The organism is Brevundimonas sp. FV1ps31S, from assembly GCF_058681265.1.
The window spans coordinates 3,739,913-3,759,767 of sequence record NZ_CM178735.1 but is presented as its reverse complement, the minus strand read 5'-3'; the positions used below and the strand labels follow the sequence as shown (position 1 = coordinate 3,759,767).

At 65.4% G+C, this 19,855-nt stretch carries 12 protein-coding genes, 1 tRNA gene and 1 pseudogene; 6 read left to right on the top strand and 8 right to left on the bottom strand.

What is annotated here, in order from left to right; all coding sequences use genetic code 11:
- Positions 1-40: 40 nt before the first annotated feature.
- The 5 genes from ACVPT3_RS17975 to ACVPT3_RS17955 all read right to left on the bottom strand — a co-directional run bounded on the left by ACVPT3_RS17975 (position 41) and on the right by ACVPT3_RS17955 (position 6,682).
- Positions 41-1,456 carry a glycoside hydrolase family 30 protein gene (locus tag ACVPT3_RS17975; protein WP_492042186.1) on the bottom strand — a complete coding sequence of 472 codons (1,416 nt, stop codon included), beginning with the start codon at positions 1,454-1,456 and terminating at the stop codon, positions 41-43.
- Positions 1,457-1,550: 94 nt separating this feature from the next.
- Positions 1,551-2,591, bottom strand: coding sequence for a LacI family DNA-binding transcriptional regulator (locus ACVPT3_RS17970; protein ID WP_492042185.1), 1,041 nt, complete (start codon positions 2,589-2,591; stop codon positions 1,551-1,553).
- 217 nt (positions 2,592-2,808) lie between these two features.
- The gene (locus ACVPT3_RS17965) at positions 2,809-4,380 is read right to left on the bottom strand and encodes a sensor histidine kinase (RefSeq protein WP_492042184.1); all 1,572 of its coding nucleotides are present in this window, start codon (positions 4,378-4,380) and stop codon (positions 2,809-2,811) included.
- Complete coding sequence (locus ACVPT3_RS17960) at positions 4,377-5,099, bottom strand: response regulator transcription factor (RefSeq protein ID WP_492042183.1); 723 nt, start codon at positions 5,097-5,099, stop codon at positions 4,377-4,379. The genes ACVPT3_RS17965 and ACVPT3_RS17960 overlap by 4 nt, the downstream gene beginning before the upstream one ends.
- 2 nt (positions 5,100-5,101) lie before the next feature.
- The gene (locus tag ACVPT3_RS17955) at positions 5,102-6,682 is read right to left on the bottom strand and encodes a DUF4153 domain-containing protein (protein WP_492042182.1); all 1,581 of its coding nucleotides are present in this window, start codon (positions 6,680-6,682) and stop codon (positions 5,102-5,104) included.
- A 1,185-nt stretch (positions 6,683-7,867) separates the two neighbouring features.
- Between ACVPT3_RS17955 and ACVPT3_RS17950 the strand changes: the two genes are divergently transcribed.
- The 5 genes and pseudogenes from ACVPT3_RS17950 to ACVPT3_RS17930 all read left to right on the top strand — a co-directional run bounded on the left by ACVPT3_RS17950 (position 7,868) and on the right by ACVPT3_RS17930 (position 14,766).
- The gene (locus ACVPT3_RS17950) at positions 7,868-9,484 is read left to right on the top strand and encodes an FAD-dependent oxidoreductase (protein ID WP_492042181.1); all 1,617 of its coding nucleotides are present in this window, start codon (positions 7,868-7,870) and stop codon (positions 9,482-9,484) included.
- Positions 9,481-11,037, top strand: a complete 1,557-nt coding sequence (gene zwf, locus ACVPT3_RS17945; protein WP_492042180.1) for a glucose-6-phosphate dehydrogenase — start codon at positions 9,481-9,483, stop codon at positions 11,035-11,037. Before ACVPT3_RS17950 ends, zwf begins: the two co-directional genes overlap by 4 nt.
- A complete protein-coding gene (locus ACVPT3_RS17940; protein ID WP_492042179.1) occupies positions 11,037-12,836 on the top strand; it encodes a glycoside hydrolase family 15 protein in 1,800 nt (599 codons plus the stop codon). Before zwf ends, ACVPT3_RS17940 begins: the two co-directional genes overlap by 1 nt.
- Before the next feature lie 72 nt (positions 12,837-12,908).
- A pseudogene (locus ACVPT3_RS17935) lies at positions 12,909-13,184 on the top strand (DDE-type integrase/transposase/recombinase); the annotation flags it as partial.
- A 499-nt stretch (positions 13,185-13,683) separates the two neighbouring features.
- Positions 13,684-14,766 carry a recombinase family protein gene (locus ACVPT3_RS17930; RefSeq protein ID WP_492043849.1) on the top strand — a complete coding sequence of 361 codons (1,083 nt, stop codon included), beginning with the start codon at positions 13,684-13,686 and terminating at the stop codon, positions 14,764-14,766.
- Here ACVPT3_RS17930 and ACVPT3_RS17925 read toward each other — a convergent pair.
- Positions 14,722-14,798: transfer RNA gene (locus tag ACVPT3_RS17925), tRNA-Arg, on the bottom strand. The two genes, ACVPT3_RS17930 and ACVPT3_RS17925, sit on opposite strands and share 45 nt — an antisense overlap.
- Positions 14,799-14,946: 148 nt before the next feature.
- On the opposite strand from ACVPT3_RS17925, the gene ACVPT3_RS17920 reads away from it, so the two are divergent.
- On the top strand, positions 14,947-16,695 hold the full coding sequence (locus tag ACVPT3_RS17920; RefSeq protein ID WP_492042178.1) for a gamma-glutamyltransferase family protein: 1,749 nt from the start codon (positions 14,947-14,949) through the stop codon (positions 16,693-16,695).
- Positions 16,696-16,717: 22 nt separating this feature from the next.
- Here the strand turns inward: ACVPT3_RS17920 and ACVPT3_RS17915 are convergent, their stop codons facing one another.
- Both ACVPT3_RS17915 and ACVPT3_RS17910 read right to left on the bottom strand, forming a co-directional pair.
- Complete coding sequence (locus ACVPT3_RS17915) at positions 16,718-17,581, bottom strand: lipid A-modifier LpxR family protein (RefSeq protein WP_492042177.1); 864 nt, start codon at positions 17,579-17,581, stop codon at positions 16,718-16,720.
- Positions 17,582-17,756: 175 nt separating this feature from the next.
- Positions 17,757-19,646, bottom strand: a complete 1,890-nt coding sequence (locus tag ACVPT3_RS17910; RefSeq protein ID WP_492042176.1) for a ribonucleoside-diphosphate reductase subunit alpha — start codon at positions 19,644-19,646, stop codon at positions 17,757-17,759.
- Positions 19,647-19,855: the final 209 nt, after the last annotated feature.

Genomic DNA, 19,855 nt, shown 5'->3' with positions numbered 1-19,855 from the left:
CAATACAATACCGCCTTATTCGTTTTTGGCAACACAGGCTTTAGCGGGGTCCGCTCCAGACGTAGGTCGCAGCGCTTGCCGGCGGCAAGGCGACCGCGGCCCTTAGCCGGTCTTCGCCGATCTCGAACCGTGCTTCCGCGTCAGAGGCGTTGAGAACCACCAGCACCCGTCGGCCGTCGGGATTGACGAAGCCGACCGCCTCAAGTCCGTCCGTCTTGGAGACGGCGACGCGGCGGGCGCCTTGGCGCACAAACCGGCTGGCGTGCCCGAAGGCGTAATATTCCTGGTTTCTCTGAACCGCGCCCGTGCGGCTGTCGATCGTGACCACGCCCCGGCAGTCGCCGCATCCGCCGGCATGAGGGCCATGGTTCTCGTCCAGGGCGATGTTCCACATCAGCACGCCGCGCGCATGATTCTCGACCGAACCGATGATCAGGGTCTTCATCGTCCAGACGAAGCTGTCCTTGAAGCCGGGCGCCCAGTCTCCGCCCGAGCACTCAGTGAAGAAGACATCCTTGTCAGGGTGAGCGTCAAACACCCGGGACTGGGCGGCCACGTTCCCGGCGTAGCAATGCCAGGCCACGCCGGACACATAGGACCGCGCCGTGGCGTCGTTCAGCACGCCCAGGGGCTGTTCCGGCTTGTCCCAGTTGTGATCCCAGTCGAGGATCTTCGTTTCCAGACCGTGCTGTTGCAGCCGGGGTCCCAGGTCGCGTCCGATAAACCGCGCCCTCCCCTCGGCGCCCCAGCGCATGCCGGGATAGGAATCCGGCTCGAAGTCCGGCTCGTTCTGGATGCTGATATAGTCGGTCGGCACGCCCTCGGCGGCGGCCGCCGAGATATAGCGGGTCAGATAGTCGGCGTAGGTGGAATAGTATTCCGGCTTGAGCTCGCCCTGGATCATCGCCCCCGTGGACTTCATCCAGCCCGGCGCGCTCCAGGGCGTGGCCATCACCTTGAGCTCGGGATTGATCGCCAGCGCCTGGCGCACCGTCGGAAAGACCTCGGCCGCCATGGGCTCAACCGAAAAGCCGGCCAGCGACGGATCCTCGGCGTCCGCCAGACTGTAGTGGTTCAGCGAAAAGTCCGACGCCCCGATCGTCACCCGCGTGAAATCGAACCCGAGGCCGCCGTTCTCCCGTCCGAAAAGATCACGTAACAGGGCGTCACGCTGACGCGCCGTCATCCGGGTCTGGATCAGATGCGCCGTCGCATCCGTCACGGCGGCGCCGAACCCGACCATGGCTTGAAGCGGCGTAGCCGGATCAAGGAGAATCGCCGGCGCTGCAGCGCCCCGGTCTTCGGCTTTCATCACCAGCCGCTCCGGCGACAACAGCCGCGACTGATCGCCCGACGTCACCCAGGCTCCGTCCGGAGCCGACGCGCATCCGGCCGCTGAAAGCGTGGCCAAAACCAGGGCGCAGGTTGTCACCCGCAGCCGATCCCGTCGTTTCATGCCTTCCTCCCTGTGGACGTCTCGGACGCGCCCTTTAAAATTGGAAGCGCTTCCATAATGACGCCGCGAACGAGATCGTCAAGCGCCCGCCTCATTAGGTCGGCCAGGCTCCCGCAGAGTCCCGCACCACCACGGCATGGGGCAAGGTGCGGAACGCCCAGTCCCCGGCAGCCCCGGTGATCCGCCGCGAGACCAGTCGTACAGCCTCGCCGCCCATGGCCTTCAGCGGCTGATGGACAGTGGTCAGGGGCGGCCAGACGATGGCCGAGACCGGGGTGTCGTCGAAGCCGGAGATCGACAGGTCGCCCGGCACCTGCAAACCCCGGGCATGAGCGACCGACAACGCGCCGGCCGCCATATCGTCATTGGCGCAGATCAGCGCTGTGGGCCGTGGCGAAAGCGCCAGCAGGCGTGCGGCGATCAGACCTCCTGACCGGAAGGTGAAGTCCCCGCGCTCCACCCGAAGGGCGTCGTCGGGCAGCCCCACCTCCCGCATCGCCCGTCTTACCCCGTCCAGCCGGCTTTCGGCTGACAAGTGTCCGGGGATGCCGCCGAGATAGGCGATGTGGCGATGGCCGAGTTCCAGCAGATAATGCGCAATGTCGCGGCCCCCGGCCTCGTCGTCGATGCCGACGGCGTCGACCAGCCCCCGCCCGCCGCCGCCCGGCGAAATGGCGGCCAGATGCACGCCGCGCGCCCGCAGCTGCTGGATCAGGTCCGCGTTATCCGAAAAGGGCGGCGTCAGGATCACCCCCTGACATCTCTGGTTCATCGCGATGTCGATCACCTGTTGGACCGCAGCGGGATCGTCCTGCGGCACATGACGCGTAATCAGCTGGAACCCGGACTGCAGACATTCACGCACCGCCCCCAGTTCCAGCGCGGAGGCGTAGAAGGAGTTGGGTTCCGCATCCAGATCCGACGCGAGAACCAGCGCCAGCACTCTGCTGCCGCCTCCGGCCAGGGATCGAGCTTGCGGGTTTACATGGTAGTCCAGCGCCTGCACCGCCTCCAGAACCTTTCGCCGAACAGGCTCGCGGACGTTGGGCCCGCCGTTGAGAACTCTCGACACAGTCGTCCGCCCGACGCCGGACAGGCGCGCCACATCATCAATGGTGGGCTTTCTGGCCGACATACCCTGCTCCGATCTCAACATGATCTCTGGATGGCCTACGGCGTCTGTGACCGCAAGCAGCCGCAGACGCCCGCCACCCCCTATCGACAAGCGAAGCCCCGTCTATCAATCCGGTCGGGTCTGGCGGCGCCGGCCCCTTAAACCCGATCTGGCCTGAGGGGGGAGCAAGCATGTGTCTCGAGACCGCGCCCAGCCCTATGCTGCGCCGTCGCGCATATTAGTCGGCGAGCGGCATGACCAGCTCGAATACAGCGCCCTCAGTCGTCGGCAGCAGGTCGAGAGTGGCGTCGTCGGCCGCCAGCAGGGCGCGGGCGATGGACAGGCCAAGACCCGCGCCGCCCTCCCCGCGTCGCGTGGTGAAGAAGGGTTCGAAGACGCGACCGGCGTCGGCCGGCGCGACGCCTGGGCCATTGTCCGCCAAGGTGACGACCAGTCGGTCGGGCAAGGCCGCAGCGCTGATATTGACGGCTGTCGCCCCCGCCTGTCGGCTGTTTTCCAGTAGCGTCGAGACCACCATCTCAATGGTCGAAGCCGGGAGGGCGACCCTCGGCGTTTCGTCCGCGAACGTAACCGAGATCGCCAGTTGGCTTGATCTCGCATCGACCGCCTTGGCGATCGGAGGACGCACATCGACCGAAAGCCCGGCTTGAGGGCGCGCCATATCGGCTCGCGCCAGGTCAAGCAGGCGCGTCACAAGGGCTGAGAGACGGCGGGCGTCGGCGGCGATGTTGTCGAGGAACCGCCGACGCTGGGCGGGGTCCATCTCGTGGTCCTGGAGCAGTTCGACGGCGCCCTGAATCCCGGACAGGGGCGTCTTGAACTCGTGGCTGACGGCGGCGGCGAAATCGCGCAGATAGCGGGACCGGCGATCGACCGCCTGGGCCATGCGGCCGAAGTCCTCGTAGAGGGTCCGGATCTCGACGGCGGCGGTGGCCGGCGCGGGGGGAAGTACGCCGCCGCCGCTGGCGACATCGCGCGTCGCCCGACTGAGCGCCTCGATCGGACGGGCGATGCCGCGCGAGACCAGCACCGCCAGCAGGGCGATCACCCCCAGGGTTCCGACGACGCCCAGCCCGATCTTGATCCGGTCCTGGTACAGACCCTTGAACAGGGCGCGGGGTGAGCGGGACGCCACGACGACCCCCTCGACCCGGCCATTCACCATGACCGGCCGCGCATGGTGAATGCGGACGCCCGCTGCGCGACTGAGCCATTCCATGGAATAGCGCGGATGATAGGCGTCGTTGCGGCGCAAAACCGTCCGGGGCTCGCCCGCAAGCGCCGACCGCACTTCGGTCAGATCGGCAAGACCGCCGCCCTGGCCGTAGCCGTGGACGATCGTCCCGTTGCGATCCAGCAAGAGGATCGAGGCCAGGGTGGTGCGGCTGGTGCGCTCGATGACGGGACCAAGCCGGGCGGAGACTTCGACCGCCCCGGCCTCAGGCGCAGCGGCGGCGCGTGGCGAGGGGCGAGCCGGCAGGACCGGCGTGGACCCCAGGTCGATCGTCGCGGGTTCCGGCCTGTAATAGCCCGGATCCTCGCGCCGGGCGGGATCGAGCGGGACCACGACGGCGCCGGGCCAATCCGAGGCGGCGACGGCCGACAGGACGACGGCCTGGGCGACCAGTTCCGCCTCCGTCTGGCGCACGAGGGTGTTCTCGTACACCCGCAGGAAGATGGCGCTGAGCCCTGGCAGGACGCCCGCGAAGATCAGCACGGACAGCAGGATCGTCCGAAGTCTGAGCGCCGGCCAGTGACGGCGGACGAAGGCGCGCAGGCGTGCGATCACGCCTCCGACGCCCCCGGCGCGCCAAGGCAGGGGCCAAGCTGGTAGCCGATGCCCGGTCTGGTCTCGATCACGTCAGCCCCGCCCACCGCTGTAAACTTGGCCCGCAGGTTGCGGACATGGCTGTCGATCGTACGGTCGGTCATGGCGAAGCCTGGGCCATGAACCCGGTCAATGATGGCGTCTCGCGTGAAGACGCGGCGCGGCGCATCGGCCAGGGTGCGCACGATGCTGAACTCCGTCACGGTCAGCGGCACCTCGATATTGCGCCACGTCGCCCGCCATCCGTCCGCGTCCAGGCCAAGGCCGCCCAAGGCGAACTGACCCGGCGTCGGCAGGGGCGGGCTTCGCGCGATCCGGCGCAGGATGGCGGCGACCCGCGCCACCACCTCGCGCGGACTGAAGGGTTTGGTCACATAGTCGTCCGCCCCCAGCTCCATGCCGAGAATCCGGTCGATCTCATCGTCGCGCGACGACAGGAACAGGATCGGCAGGTCGCCCTGGGCGCGGATTCTACGACAGGCCTCGATCCCGTCCATGCGCGGCATGTTGATGTCCAGCACGACAAGGTTCGGCCTGTACAAGGCGATGTCGGCCAGCGCGGCTTCGCCGTCGGCGGCCTCACGCGTCGCCAGACCCGCCTTCTGGAGGGCAAAAGTCAGCAGGTCGCGGATGTGCGGGTCGTCATCGACCACCAGGACGGTGCTTTGCATGATGGCCATGTTCAGCCTTCCGTCCGCGAGGTCAACGGGACAGACGGCGGGGCGACGACGGGCGTTGGGGCTGCAGGCGGCGGCATTTGGATGAGCCGCCCGTTCCAGTGACGGGCGCCCGGCGCCGGCGCCGCCAATGCGCCGTTCGGTTGCAGAGCGGCGATACGATCCAGACGACGCTGATCGCGCCAGGTCCAGCCGCGCCATTCGCTCTGTCGCCGCCGGACGTTCAGCAAGATGTCCTGGCGGACGGCGGCGACCCGGTCGCGCAGAACGGCGTCGTCGAGGGTCGTTTCCAGTTCGACTAGCGAAACGAGAGCGGGCGCGCCCAGCGTATGGAGATAGCCGAGATCAAGGGCGACCCCGCGTCCTCCGACCTCCCTGGCATGCCGCACGTTCCAGCCGGCCACGACGGCGCCGAGGTCGACGACGCTGACGACCGCCAGCACGACCAGCGCAGCCATGGCGTTGGCGTTGATCAACCAATGCGCCGACTTGCCAGCCAGCATACGCCAGCAGATCAGTATCAGCCCGACCGCGACCAGGGTCATCCAGATCATCGCGGCGATGCGGAAACGGGTCAGGGCGTAGGCCTCGACATAGTCGGCGGTGCGCAACAGACTCGACGCGACCAGGATCATGTTCTGGGCGATCCAGACGACCACCAGACGACGAACCAGCGGCCTGCTCGCTGTGTCGGAACCCGGCTGGAGCGCTGCCAGCACAAACAGCCCGGCGAGCAGGGCGGTGACGATCAGGGGATAGGCGCCGCGATGGGCGTACTCCGCCAAGCCCATGTCGCCGGGAAGCGGCGCGCCGCTCCACAGGAAGGCGAGGTCGAGGCCGTTCTGGAGCGCGAAGACCCCATTGAAGACGATCAGGGACAGGGTGATCGTGCGAGTCAGGAAGGCGGAAGGCTTGCCGATCTTGCGTTCAGGCAGGGCGAGCAAGGGCTTGCGCCAGCGCGACCGCAAGAGGCTCATAACGCCGATGAAGACGACGGCCCAGAACAGGACGCGAAGGGCGTTCTGGGGCGATAGAGACGGCAGGGAAAGGTTGGCGAGGGCGTTCGAGATGACCGGATTCGCCGCCGAGAACAGGGCGAGGAAGACCACGCCGCCGACCACGGGCATGACGAGGAGGCCGAGCTGGCCAAGGGCGGACATTCCGCCGCGACCGCGCCGCAGCCGTGAAACCTTGAACAGGTCGACGACGGGGCCAAACAGGGCGAAAACCCAGTGAAGAGCCAGTCTTTGGGTCCAGCCCCAGGCTGTCTCCTTCGGCCCCACCCGGCTCGACAACGCCCCGAGGCTCATCGAGGCCCCGAACAGGGCCCAGGCCAGCAGACTAGGTCGATCCGCCAGGACCAGGGCGAAGGCGGCGCCGGCCAGGATGAAGCCCAGGCCGCGACGATTTCGCGGCAGGTCCTTCCGACCGAAGAGCGCGCCCCCCAGGACCGCGAAGGCGAACAGGCCGAGGCTCGTTCCGGGAGCATGAGCGAGGAACAGCAGGTCGGCGAGCCCGACAAGGACGGCGCCGACGCCGACCCTGATCCAGAATGATGATCGAGGCAGAACGGTTATGTGAAGCATCGGGGCCTCCCTTTCGGGAAGGACTTCTCTGCTATGGCCGTTCAGATCGATTGCGCCGACCGTGGATTGTCATCGCAAACGGTGTGCATGTTCGATGCAGACCAAGGCGAGGCGCTGGCTGACTTGAGACGTTGTGGTCGCTGGAAACACCGGATGCGGTCCCGAGCGTCGAGCCTCTTCGGGAGCTCCAGACTGAACCGACCGGGGCCACGTTTAGAAACCAGAGACTTGGATATGACTGCTGGGCAATGTTACGGCGAGGACCAGCGGCTGCACTCACAGCACAACCTACCCAAGCAAATAATTTATATAAGAAAATAGATGGCGCGCCGCCGTGGACGAGACTGAGAACTACTTCGCCAGCGTCACGCTGGCGGGGTGAAGTCTAGAATGCGCGAGAAGCCGCCACTGATTGCACGCCGTCAACACGACATTCGACTGCGCGGTCCCGCAGTAAAGGTATTATGAGTGACGCCCTGATCGATGAGGACGCCATGCCGTCGTCGGTCCATAGACGCGTGCGGCGCGGCCTGCTTGATTTTCGGAAGGCTTCTAATGCCCAAGACGATCCAAAACCACGCGGGCGCGTCAGCCTCATATGTCGAGCAAGGCTGGGACAGCCTAACGGATGATCAGCTTCTGTTGGTTCAGTGGTCGACCGACGACCCAATGTCCCTACCAAACGTCCACCCCTCGATCCCAGCCAACCTGGGCGAGTTTCAGATTGAACTCGCATACGATCTGGCTCCGAAGGATGCTGCTGCTCCCTGCGCTCACTGCCCGCAGCATCAGCCATATCGGCATGGGTCGTTCTTCGGGATGTCCAGCTTGGGACTGAAGTGGCGGTGCTGTCAGCCTAACGCTAACTTGTCTACACTTCAGGTCCACTTAACGCTCTGACCGGAGATCGCATTTCGGTGAAACCGTTATCGGTCGATCCTCGTAGCCGATGGGTGTTTCGCCCGTCGATTTGTCTGTGTCCTCCAGACGCGCGCGCTTTCGTAACGTTCAACGCCACGTTCAAGAATGAATCTCCTGATCTCGAGGAACGAGCCAAAAGCGTGACCGTTCACAGCTTGGCTGGACGCAAACGACGTCCGCTTAACGGTCCACCGGCCCACGTCGCTTCATGACAACCCTCTCGGGGGCTTTTCCAATCGGTGAACCGGACGAGGGAGCGAAGGTTTGATCGAAGATCGGTACGACGTCGTGATCGTCGGTTCTGGTCCCGGCGGGGCAAACGTGGCCTGGAAACTGGCACAGACGGGCCGTCGCGTGCTTCTGATCGAGCGCGGCGATTACCTGAAGCGCGAGCGACAGAATTGGGACACGCGAGAAGTGTTCGGCAAGGCGCGCTATCAGGTTGACGAGACCTGGACCTCGGCCAGCGGCGACCAGTTCAGGCCAGGCCTCCATTATTGTGTCGGCGGCAATTCCAAGGTTTACGGCGCCGCCCTGTTCCGCCTTCGCGAAACCGACTTCTCAGCCATTCGTCACGCCGACGGGGTGTCGCCGGAATGGCCCGTCAAATACGATGTCTTCGAGCCCTACTATCAGGCGGCCGAAGAGCTGTTTCAGGTTCGGGGTCAGCGCGGCGAAGATCCGACCGAACCACCTGCGGCCAGCCCCTACGCCTATCCACCGATCCGGCATGAGGCCCGGATCGAAGCGCTTTCCGAAGGCCTGAAACGTGAAGGTCTCCACCCCTTCCACCTTCCCATCGGCGGCCTACTGGATCAGGACGAGACCGGCCAGGCGACCCCGCAGTCGCGCCTGCTGCGCTGCGATCCCTTCGACGGCTATCCCAGCCTGACCAACGGCAAGGCCGACGCTCAAGTTATATGCGTCGATCCCGCCCTGGCCGCGCATCCGAACCTGACGCTTCTGACCAACGCCTATGTTGAACGCCTGAATACCAACGCGGCGGGCTCCACGATCCTCGGCGTCGAGACGATGATCGAGGGCCGCCACCACACCATTCACGGCGACATCGTGGTCGTTGCATGCGGTGCGCTTTCCTCCGCCCTGCTCTTTCTCCGCTCCAGCAATGACCGTCATCCAGACGGACTCGGAAATCGCTCAGGCCTGGTCGGCCGCAACTACATGCGCCACAACAACTCGACGGTTCTGGCCATCTCCCGGACGCCTAATCCGACGCAGTTTCAAAAGACGCTCGGCTTGAACGACTTCTACCACGGCCACGCGCTGTCGCCGTCGAACCCTCATGAATTCGCTCTCGGCCACATTCAGATGGTGGGCAAATCAGATGGCGCGCAGATCGAGATCGAAGGACTGCCTGGTCTGCTTCAGTGGCTTCCCGAAAAACCTTTTGACTGGCTGGCCGAGCATGCGATCGACTTCTGGCTGTCATCAGAAGACCTGCCGCTCGTCGATAACCGGATCCACTATAAGGCGGGCTCCGTGCACCTGGACGTCACCCCCACGAACATGAAAGCGCATGCTTTGCTGAGGGACACGCTCCGTGACATTTGCGACAAGGTGGAGATCCATCCGCACCTGTTCGACCGCTCCCTCTACCTCGGCAAGGACACGCCCATCAGCGGCACGGCCCACCAGGCTGGCACTATGCGGTTTGGCGAAGATCCCAGGACCAGCGTCCTGGACTTGAACTGCCGCGTTCATGGCATCGACAATCTCTATGTCGCCGACGCCAGTTTCTTTCCCTCTATCGGCGCCGTGAACCCGACGCTCACCATCATCGCTAATGCCCTGAGAGTGGCCGATCACATCGCCGCTCGCTTGGGGCCAACCAACCTGACGAGAGAAGTCGCGCCATCATGAGTAACCGTCCCTTGGCTTCCGAGGTCGCCCCTGCCTGCACCTTGGTCCTGTTCGGCGCGGCCGGCGATCTGGTCAAACGTCTCCTGATGCCGGCGATCTATAATCTCTCTGTCGCGGGACACATCGACCCGACCACGACGGTCATCGGCGTGGACCGCAAGGATCTGGACGACGACGGCTGGCGCGATGAGCTCGGGACCATGCTGAACCGTCTCGCCGCCGACCCAGACGCCGAGTTTCATGCTGACAGCCTTCGTCAGGACATCTGGCGCGATCTGTCGGCAAGGCTTTCCTATCTCAAGGGCGACATTCTCAAGCCCGAGACATTCGAAGTCCTGGCTGATCGCATTCAGGGACCGGCCATCTTCTATTTCGCCCTCGCAGGCCGCTTCTTCGCCACGACGGCGGAGGGGCTCGCCGCCGCAGGCTTGCTGAACGAGGACGCCGGCGCGTTTCGGCGCATCATCCTCGAAAAGCCATTCGGCCATGACTTGGCGTCCGCCAAGACTTTGAACCAACGCCTTCTTGCGATCGCCGACGAAACGCAGATTTATCGGATCGATCATTTCATGGGCAAGGACACGGTGCAGTCCATCCTGGCCCTGCGATTCGCCAACAGGCTATTCGAGCCCGTCTGGTCGTCTGAGCATATCGATCACGTCCAGATCACCGCCGCCGAAACGCTCGGCGTCGAGGGTCGGGGCGGCTTTTACGAGCAGGCGGGCGCGCTGCGCGACATGGTGCCGAACCACCTGTTTCAGATGCTGGCGATGACGGCGATGGAAGCGCCTCGCGATCTGCAGGCGCAAGCCTTCCGCGACGCCAAGGCCGACGTGTTGAAAGCCATCGCGCCCGTTCGCATCCAGGACGCTGTTCGGGGTCAGTACAGGACAGGGTCGGTCGATGGGCGCCCGGTGGATGCTTACCGGGCGGAGCCCGGCGTCGCGACCGACAGCCGCGTAGAAACCTACGTCGCGCTGAAGCTGGACATCGACACGCCGCGTTGGGCAGGTTCGCCTTTTTATCTGCGCACCGGAAAGCATTTGGCGGCGCATAAGACGGAGGTGGTCGTCGAATTCAAGCCGCCGTCCCACACGTTGTTCCAGGGTGGGGATGGCGGCCCTCCCCGTCCCGACCGCCTTGTGATCCACATCGATGGGGACGCGGGCGTCAGTACGGAATTTCAGGTCAAGGCGCCGGGGCTGGCCCTGGACACGGCTCCGGTGGTCGAGACCTTCCGTCGCAACGGCGCCTTCGCTCGCTCGCCGAACGTCGGCTACGAGACCCTGCTGCACAGCTGTATGACCGGCGATGCGACACTGTTCCAGCGCGCCGACGCCATAGAAGCGGCCTGGCAGGCGCTCGATCCCGTCATCGCAGCCTGGACCTCCGGCGATCCAGCGCCCTACGTTTCGGGCGGGGATGGCCCGGCGGCCGCAGACGCCTTGATGGCGCGCGACGGACGACAATGGGTGGCGCTGGGATCGGGCCCCGACGGGGCTCGGGGGCGCCTGACACGAACCGGTCGCACAGACGAAAGGTCTCAATGCTGATGGCGTCACGCCTCGAAGACTATGCTTTGATCGGAGATGGCCACACGGCGGCGCTAGTGAGCCGAAACGGCAACGTGGACTGGCTCTGCTGGCCGCGCTTCGATTCGCCCTCGGTGTTCACCGCGCTGCTTGGGTCGGCTCGACACGGATCGTGGACGCTCGCTCCGACGGCGGCCGAAACGCAGAGCCGTTGGTCATACCGGGACGGCAGCCTCGTTCTGGAAACGCGGCACGTCACGCCGCAGGGCGAAGTTCTGGTCATCAATTTCATGCCGGTGGGATCCGGTCGTCATCTCGTCAGAATCGTCGAGGGGATCCGTGGCGAAGTGGCGATGCGGATGACGCTGGCCATCCGCTTTGACTACGGCTCCGCCCATCCCTGGGTTTCGCGCTCCGAGCAAGGCGACCTTCGCGCCATCGCGGGGCCGCACAAGGTCGTGCTGCGATCCGACTTGGCCGTCGATGACGGCGACCCTGCCGATCTGGTCTCCGAGTTCACGATCCGCTGTGGCGACCGGCGGCATTTCACGCTGAGTTACGGTCTCTCCCACGAGGCTGACCCTGCCGCCATCGAGCCGATGGCTGAGCTGGAGGCCACGGATTTACATTGGCGGGAGTGGTCGAAGCGCTGCGAGACGGGTTCCAAGTGGGACGCCGTCATGCGGCGTTCGCTGCTGACCTTGAAGGCGCTGATCTATCATCCCACCGGTGGAATGGTCGCCGCGCCGACGACGGCGCTGCCGGAAGACCTCGGAGGCGTCCGAAACTGGGATTATCGATATTGTTGGCTCAGGGACTCGACCCTGACCCTGATCGCCCTGATGGAAAGCGGCTTCACCGAGGAAGCTCGCCGCTGGCTGTCGTGGCTGGTCAGGGCGGTGGCTGGCGATCCCGATCAGATGCAGATCCTCTACGGCATCGCCGGCGAACGCATGCTGCCCGAGGCCGAACTGGACTGGCTGCCCGGCTACGAAGGCTCCAAGCCCGTCCGTGTGGGCAATGCCGCGTCGACCCAGTTCCAGATCGACGTGTTCGGAGAGCTGTTCAACGCCCTGCATCAGGCCGAAGCGCGTGGCCTTTCCATCAGCCCAGAGGCGTTGAAGGTGGCGCGGGCCATCATCGGACATCTGGAAAAGACGTGGTCCGAACCCGACGAAGGCATATGGGAGGTGCGCGGGGGTCGCCAACACTTCGTTCATTCTAAGGTCATGGCCTGGGTCGCCTTTGATCGCGCCCTGCGCATTCAAGATAAGACTCCGACATTCGCCGAAGCGGAACAGGTCGCGAGATGGCGCGAAATCCGCGCGACGATCCACGCCGAGGTCTGTGAGAAGGGCTTCGACCTCGGGTTGAACAGCTTCGTACAGTCGTATGGATCGAAGGCGCTGGACGCCAGCCTGCTGCTGATCTCTCACACCGGCTTTCTGCCACAGGACGATCCCCGCGTCATAGGCACGGTCGAAGCGATCGGCCGCGACCTGATGCGGGACGGCTTCATTCTTCGATACCAAACATCGAACCAGACCACCGACGGTTTGTCGGGAGGCGAAGGGGCCTTTCTCCCCTGCACCTTCTGGTACGCCGACAATCTGATCGGCCTGGGACGACGGACTGAGGCTAGGGCCGTCATCGACCGGGTGCTTTTGGTCAGCAACGATCTCGGCTTGGTCAGCGAAGAGTACGACCCCGTCGCCGGGCGCCTGGTCGGCAACTTCCCCCAGGCCTTCACCCATGTCGGGATCATCAACACCCTTCGCAGTTTCGAGCGCAGAACGACTCCGGCAGCGCTTTCAGGCTAGGCCGACATGGGGTGCTGTCAGTCCAACGCGACCTTGTCTCCACTTCAGGACCGCCGAACGGTTTGATCGGAGATCGGTGGGAAGCGCATGTTCCTTTGGCACGCCGTGGATGATGAGGGCGACGCGCTGGACGTCGTCTTTCAGCCACGACGGGATAATGATGCGGCCTTGAAGCTGCTCCGGCGTCTGCTGCGAAACCAGCCGCTCGAGCCAGAGAAGATCGTGACCGATGGGCTCCCATCATACCAGGCGGCCTTGGGCCAACTTGGGCTGCGCCATCTGCATTCCCCCGGCCGACTGCGAGAGAACAATCGGGCGGAGGATTCTCACCTGCCGATCCGCCGACGACATCCGCGCGTACTATGCCGCATTCTTCGCAGCTCACGCTTTCACCAGAATCTTCGGCCGCAGTCTCTCGACTCTTGGCAGGGATGAGACGGCAGCTCTCCGTATTACGGCCCGCCAGTCCGGCATTCCCGACTTTCAAGCGCACGAGAAGTTGTACGTTTTCTCACTGTCGGCCGACGGGCGGACCATTTCGGCGCAGCCATTTGATGGCGGTCCCCACTTGGACACGTGGAAGCAACTTCGCCTATTGCTGGGCGACCTGCAGACAAGGATGGTAACGGATGCGACGCTGACCCTCACGGCCCAGGAAGTCAGCGGCTTTCTCGCGCACTTGGCCTCCCTGTTGGCCCATGACAATCCGAACGGCAGTTTTCTTTCGAAAGTTCGAAATGGGCTCAACTATCGACACGACTACGGCGCTTGGTACCCAGCGGGGGCGGCCCTCATTGGGCGGAGGTAGATCGCTGTCTGCGAGCGTTTTCGCACGATCCCTTGGGGAATGCATGAGCCGATGACAAAGCCAATCGCACGCTTGGGGCCGATGGGTTTGAAGACCATCGCCACCCGGCTGAACGAACAGAACGTTCGAACCCGCGACGGCGGGCGCTGGGGCATCAGCGCTGTCCATCAGATCCTGACCCGCTCGACCTATATGGGCGAGCACCGGTTCAACACCCGCGACCACAAAACCAAGGCGCCGAAGCCCGAGTCCGAGCACGCCATCATGGCGGTGCCAGCCATTGTGTCCAAGGCGGACTACGACGCCGTCCGGGCGCGCCTTACGTCGCGAAATCCCCAGTGGACGCCGCCGCGTGTCTCGACCGGGCCGAACCTGCTGACGGGCATCTGCTTCTGCGGCGCCTGTGGCGGGGCCATGACCTTGAGGACGGGCAAAGGCGGCGCGGGCGGCCAGTATCGCTACTACGCCTGCTCGACCAATGCCCGCATGGGCGACGCGGGCTGCAAGGGCCTCGCCGTCCCCATGCACAAGTTGGACGACGCCATCATTGATCACCTCGAAACCCGTCTACTTGATCCGGAGCGCCTCGCCGCGCTGATGGAGCAGCTTCTGGATCGTCGGGAGGAATGGGCCGACCAGCGGCGCAGCCACATCGCGGAGATGCGCAAGCGCGCCACCGAGGCCGACGCCAAGCTCAATCGGCTCTATGAAGCCATCGAGAACGGTCTGCTGTCGCCGGACGGCGCCTCGCTGAAGGATCGCGTCGCTGAACTCTCCAGCGTCCGCGATCAGGCCAGAGCGGATGCTGAGCGGATCAGCGCGTCCGTGGATCGGCTGGCTCCCACGATCACAACGGACGCCTTGGCGCGTTTCGCCACCACCGCACGGCGCAAGCTACGGGATCGCTCCAGCGGCTATCGTCGGGATCATCTGCGCGCCCTGACGCAGCGGGTGGAGGTCATCAGCAAGACCGAGGCGCGCATCATTGGCTCACGAACCGAGCTTCTGAGGGCCTTGGCGTCTAGCGATGGTGGAAGTTATGCCGCCGCTGGCGGAGTTCTCGGTTTTAAACCGAAGTGGCGCACCCGGAGCGATTCGAACGCCCGACCCCCAGATTCGTAGTCTGGTGCTCTATCCAGCTGAGCTACGGGTGCGGCTGCCTTGCGGCGAGGGCGGGTCTTTAGCGGTAGAAATCGGCGGGCGCAAGCGGGGGAGTGCAGTTTATGCGCGGCCGGCGGTTGGCGTGGGGGCCGGGACGGCCTAGGTCGGGAGGCGACGCCCTCCCTCGTCCGGACCACGCCAATGTATCTGCTAAGCCGTCGCCTCGTCGCCTTGCTCATTCCCCTCCTGGTCGCCGGGTGTCAGACCGGCGTCTTGACGACACGGACCGCAGCCGCGCCGAGCCCAGTTCAGCCGCAAGCCCAGACACAGGCTGCAACGCCCGCCCGCGGCCCCTTCGTGGCGGCGGCCAATCCGCTGGCGGTCGAGGCGGGGATGAAGGTCTTGCGGCAAGGCGGCTCGGCGGCGGATGCGGCCGTGGCCGTGCAGGCGGTTCTGGGCCTGGTGGAGCCGCAGTCGTCGGGTCTGGGCGGCGGGGCCTTCCTGATGAGCTATGAGGCGGCCACCGGGCAGGTGACGGCCTATGACGGGCGCGAGACGGCGCCGGCCTCGGCCACGCCCGAGCTGTTCTACGAGAGCGGCAAGCCGCTGAGCTTCGTCGACGCCCTGTTGTCGGGGCGTTCGACCGGCGCGCCGGGCGTCGTGGCCATGCTGGCCATGGCGCAGAAGGATCACGGCAAGCTGGCGTGGCGCGATCTGTTCGGCGAGGCCGAACGGCTGGCGCGCGACGGCTTCGTGGTCAGCCCGCGCCTGGCCGGCATGATCAACGGCCCCGTGCCCCAGGCGCGCAGCCGGTGGGCCCAGGCCTATTTCACCAAGGCGGACGGCGAGCGGTATCAGGCCGGCGACATACTGAAGAACCCTGCCTACGCCCGGACAGTCGCGGCCCTGGCCGAGGAAGGGCCAGGCTTGTTCTATGGCGGCCGCATCGGTCAGGAGATCGCGCGGACGGTGGCGGAAGGGCCGCGTCCCGGCGGTCTGACCGAGGCGGACATCGCCGCCTATCGGCCCTTGCGGCGCGACGCCCTGTGCCGGCCCTATCGGATCTATGTCGTCTGCGTGCCCCCGCCGCCGTCCAGCGGCGTGGCCCTGTTGCAGTTTCTGGAGATGGCCGAACAGACGCCGGATCTGCAGAAGGGCGCCGACAGTCAGGACGCCTGGGTCGCCTTCGGCCGGTTGCAGCGGCTGATGTACGCCGACCGCGACCGCTATGTCGGGGATGCGGACTTCGTCGGGGTGCCGATCGCCGGCCTGCTGGACCCCGACTATGTAGCCGCCCGCGCGGCCCTGGTTCCCAGCCTGAACGGTCCCGCGACGGCCGGCGCCCCCACGGGCTCGCCCCCGCGCAGCGAGGACCGGACGGCCGAGCCGGGCGGCACCTCGCACATGGTCATCATCGACGCCGAGGGGAATGCGGTCAGCATGACCACCACGGTCGAGAGCATCTTCGGCAACGGCCGGATGGTCGAAGGCTTCTTCCTCAACAACCAGCTGACCGACTTCTCCTTCACGCCGATGGAGGACGGCCACCCGGCGGCCAATGCGGTGGCGGCGGGCAAGCGGCCCCGCTCGTCGATGACGCCGGTGCTGATCCTGGATCGCCAGGGCCGTCTGGTGGGGGCCATCGGCTCGCCGGGCGGGTCCAGCATCCTGGCCTATGTGGCCAAGGCCCTGGTCGGGATCATCGACTGGGACCTGTCGGTGCAGGCGGCGATCAATCTGCCCAATCTGGTGGTGCGGGGCGAAATGGTCGGCGCGGACACCGCCCTGATCGCGCCGGACATCCGCGACGCCCTGGCGGCGGCGGGGATCAGCCTGCGGCCCAATGCGACCGAGACCTCGGGCCTGCACGGAGCGATATGGCGCGACGGCCGTTGGGACGGCGGCGCCGATCCAAGGCGAGAAGGCGTGGCGGTGTCGGAGGTCCGCTGAGGTTCGGAGACCTGTCGGCGGATCAGCGGCGCGGTTTGATCGACAGCTGGAAGGCGATCAGGCCCTCGTCCACATCGGTGTCCAGGCCGTTCATGCCGCGCAAACCCTTGCCGGCGTCGATCTCGCGATAGACCAGGCCGACCGAGGTCTGGACGTCGCCCCGACGATAGGCCACGCCGACCGAGGCGTCGCCCAGGAAACCGCCGCGATCTTGGGTATAGCCGGAGCGGGCGTAGTCGCCGTCGCGGGTGCGCGCGAAATTATAGCCGACCGCCCGGCCGGACCCGGCGGCGTAGAGATACCACCGGGGACGCTCGCCGAAGCGTGCAGTTCCGTCGGGGGCGAGACGATCCAGGCCCTCGCCGATCTTCAGGGTGGCGCCGGCCTCGGCCGATCCGCCGTCGCTGCCCAGGCCGAAACCGGCGTGGGGCGTCAGGCTGACCTCCAGACCGGAAGGGGTGCGTCCGACGGCGCCGCGGAAGCCGCGAACATAGCGCAGGTCATAAGCCTCGGCCTCCAGTTCGGCCCGGTCGATCGGCGTGACCGGCAGGGGCGAACCGTCGGCGCGACGCAGCCGCCCGGCGGTTTCCAGGGTGACCCGGTCGGTGAAGGCCTTGCGATCGATCCAGATGTCGTTCCGGCTGGTGGCGGCCAAACCTTCGGTCTCGGTCGGCCTGACTGGAGCGCTGATCTCGATTTCGGACCCGAAGCGGGCGTCGGGCGTGACCCGGAAACCACCCTGCTCATTGAGACGTGTCGTCAGACCTTGCGCCGTAGCAGGTGCGTCGTCGAAGGCGTCGGGGATCCAGGCCTGGGCGCGCGAGTCGGCAAAACCGACTGTCGCCAGGACAATTCCCACTCCAAGGCTCGACACCGCAACGCGCATTCGGTCTCCCCACCGTCCGCTGTTATCCAGCTTGCACCAGATGCAATCAGAGTCCAACAGACATTTTCACGACACTCTTTGGTCCCTTTTGAAACGACGCCGCCACGCGGCGGTTCCAGGCGTGAAAAAAGGGCCCCGCCTGCGCGGAGCCCTTTCTGGTCTTGGGCCTAACCGCCTACTGGCAGGCCAGGCACTCGTCGTAGTCGGTCTTGGGCATGGAGAAGAGGTCGGGCTGGTTCGGGTCGATGACCGCCTCGGCCTTGTCCTCGGCGCCGGCGAAGGCGGCGCGCTGCACCGACTTGGAGCGCAGATAATACAGCGACTTCACGCCGCGCTCCCAGGCCGACCAGTGCAGCATGTGCAGGTCCCATTTGTTGACGTCGCCGGGGATGAACAGGTTCAGCGACTGGGCCTGGCAGATTTCAGGCGCACGGTCGGCGGCCAGTTCCACCACCCAGCGCTGGTCCAGTTCGAAGGCGGTCTTGTAGATGCCCTTCTCGTCCTCGTTCAGGGCGTCCAGGTGCTGGACCGACCCCTCATGTTCGAGGATCGAGTTCCAGACCGCCTCGGTGTTGATCCCCTTCTCGTCGAGCAGACGCTCCAGATAGGGGTTCTTGACCGCGAACGAGCCCGACAGGGTCTTGTGGGTGTAGATATTGGCCGGGATCGGCTCGATGCCGGCCGAGGTGCCGCCGCAGATGATCGAGATCGAGGCGGTCGGGGCGATGGCCAGCTTGTGGCTGAACCGCTCCATAACGCCGCGCTCCTCGGCGTCGAGGCAGGGGCCCTTTTCTTCAGCCAGGACGCGGCTGGCCTTATCGGCCTCGCGACGCAGGTGCTTGAACAGGCGCATGTTCCACGACTTGGCCATGGCGCTTTCGAAGGCGACGCCCTGGCCCTGCAGGAAGGAGTGGAAGCCCATCAGGCCCAGGCCGACCGAACGCTCGCGCTTGGCCGAATAGACGGCGGCCTTCATTTCCGGCGGCGCGCGGCGGATGAAATCCTCCAGGACATTGTCCAGGAAGCGCATGATGTCTTCGATGAAGCGGGGCTCTTCGCGCCATTCCAGGAAGGTCTCGGCATTGACCGACGACAGGCAGCAGACGGCGGTCCGGTCCACGCCCAGGTGATCGCGGCCGGTGTGCAGCATGATCTCGGCGCACAGGTTCGACTGTTTGACCTTCAGGCCCAGGTCGCGCTGGTGCGGCGCCATCTGGCGGTTCACCGTGTCCGAGAAGATCATATAGGGCTCGCCGGTCTGCATCCGGATGTCGAGCAGCTTGGTCCACAGCGAGCGGGCGTCCACGGTCTTGATGACCGCGCCGTCCTTGGGCGACTTCAGGTCGAATGTGGCGCCGGCCTTCACCGCCTCCATGAACTCGTCGGTGACGTTGACGCCGTGGTGCAGGTTCAGGGACTTGCGATTGAAGTCGCCCGAGGGTTTGCGGATCTCGAGGAACTCCTCGATCTCGGGGTGATGGATGTCCAGATAGACGGCGGCCGAGCCGCGACGCAGCGAGCCCTGGCTGATCGCCAGGGTCAGCGAGTCCATCACGCGGATGAAGGGGATGATGCCCGAGGTCTTGCCCGCGCCCTTGACCTTCTCGCCGATGGAGCGGACCCCGCCCCAGTAGGTGCCGATGCCGCCGCCGTTCGAGGCCAGGGCGACGTTCTCGTTCCAGACGCTCTGGATACCGTCCAGGCTGTCGCCGACCGCGTTCAGGAAGCAGGAGATCGGCAGGCCGCGATCCGCGCCGCCGTTCGACAGGACCGGGGTCGCCGGCATGAACCACAGGCGGCTCATATAGTCGTACAGGCGCTGGGCGTGCTCGGCGTCGTCCGAGAATGCGGTCGAGACGCGGGCGAACATGTCCTGATAGCTCTCGCCCGCCAGCAAATAGCGGTCTTCCAGCGTCTTCTTGCCGAAGTCGGTCAGCAGGGCGTCGCGCGAACGATCCACCTGGACCGATTTCACGACAGTCAGATGCGGCTTCTCAGGGGTCGTATTCGTCACAACACCTTGGAATTCCGTCGTCTTCAAAGCCTCGCCGCCAGCCATGGTCATCTGCGTCCTGAACAATAAAGAGCCTAGAGCCACCTGCGCTGTAACCACATCATCTAGTGGCTTCAACGCTCCCCGAGCCCACATATAGGGCGCACATGCCTAATAACCCGTCAACGCCTTGACGCTCGCTTTGTCGGCGAATCGGTCGGACAAGTCGTCCACGCCTGGGGAAAATCCAGCGAGCAAGCCAGCAAACCCCTCATAGGCCT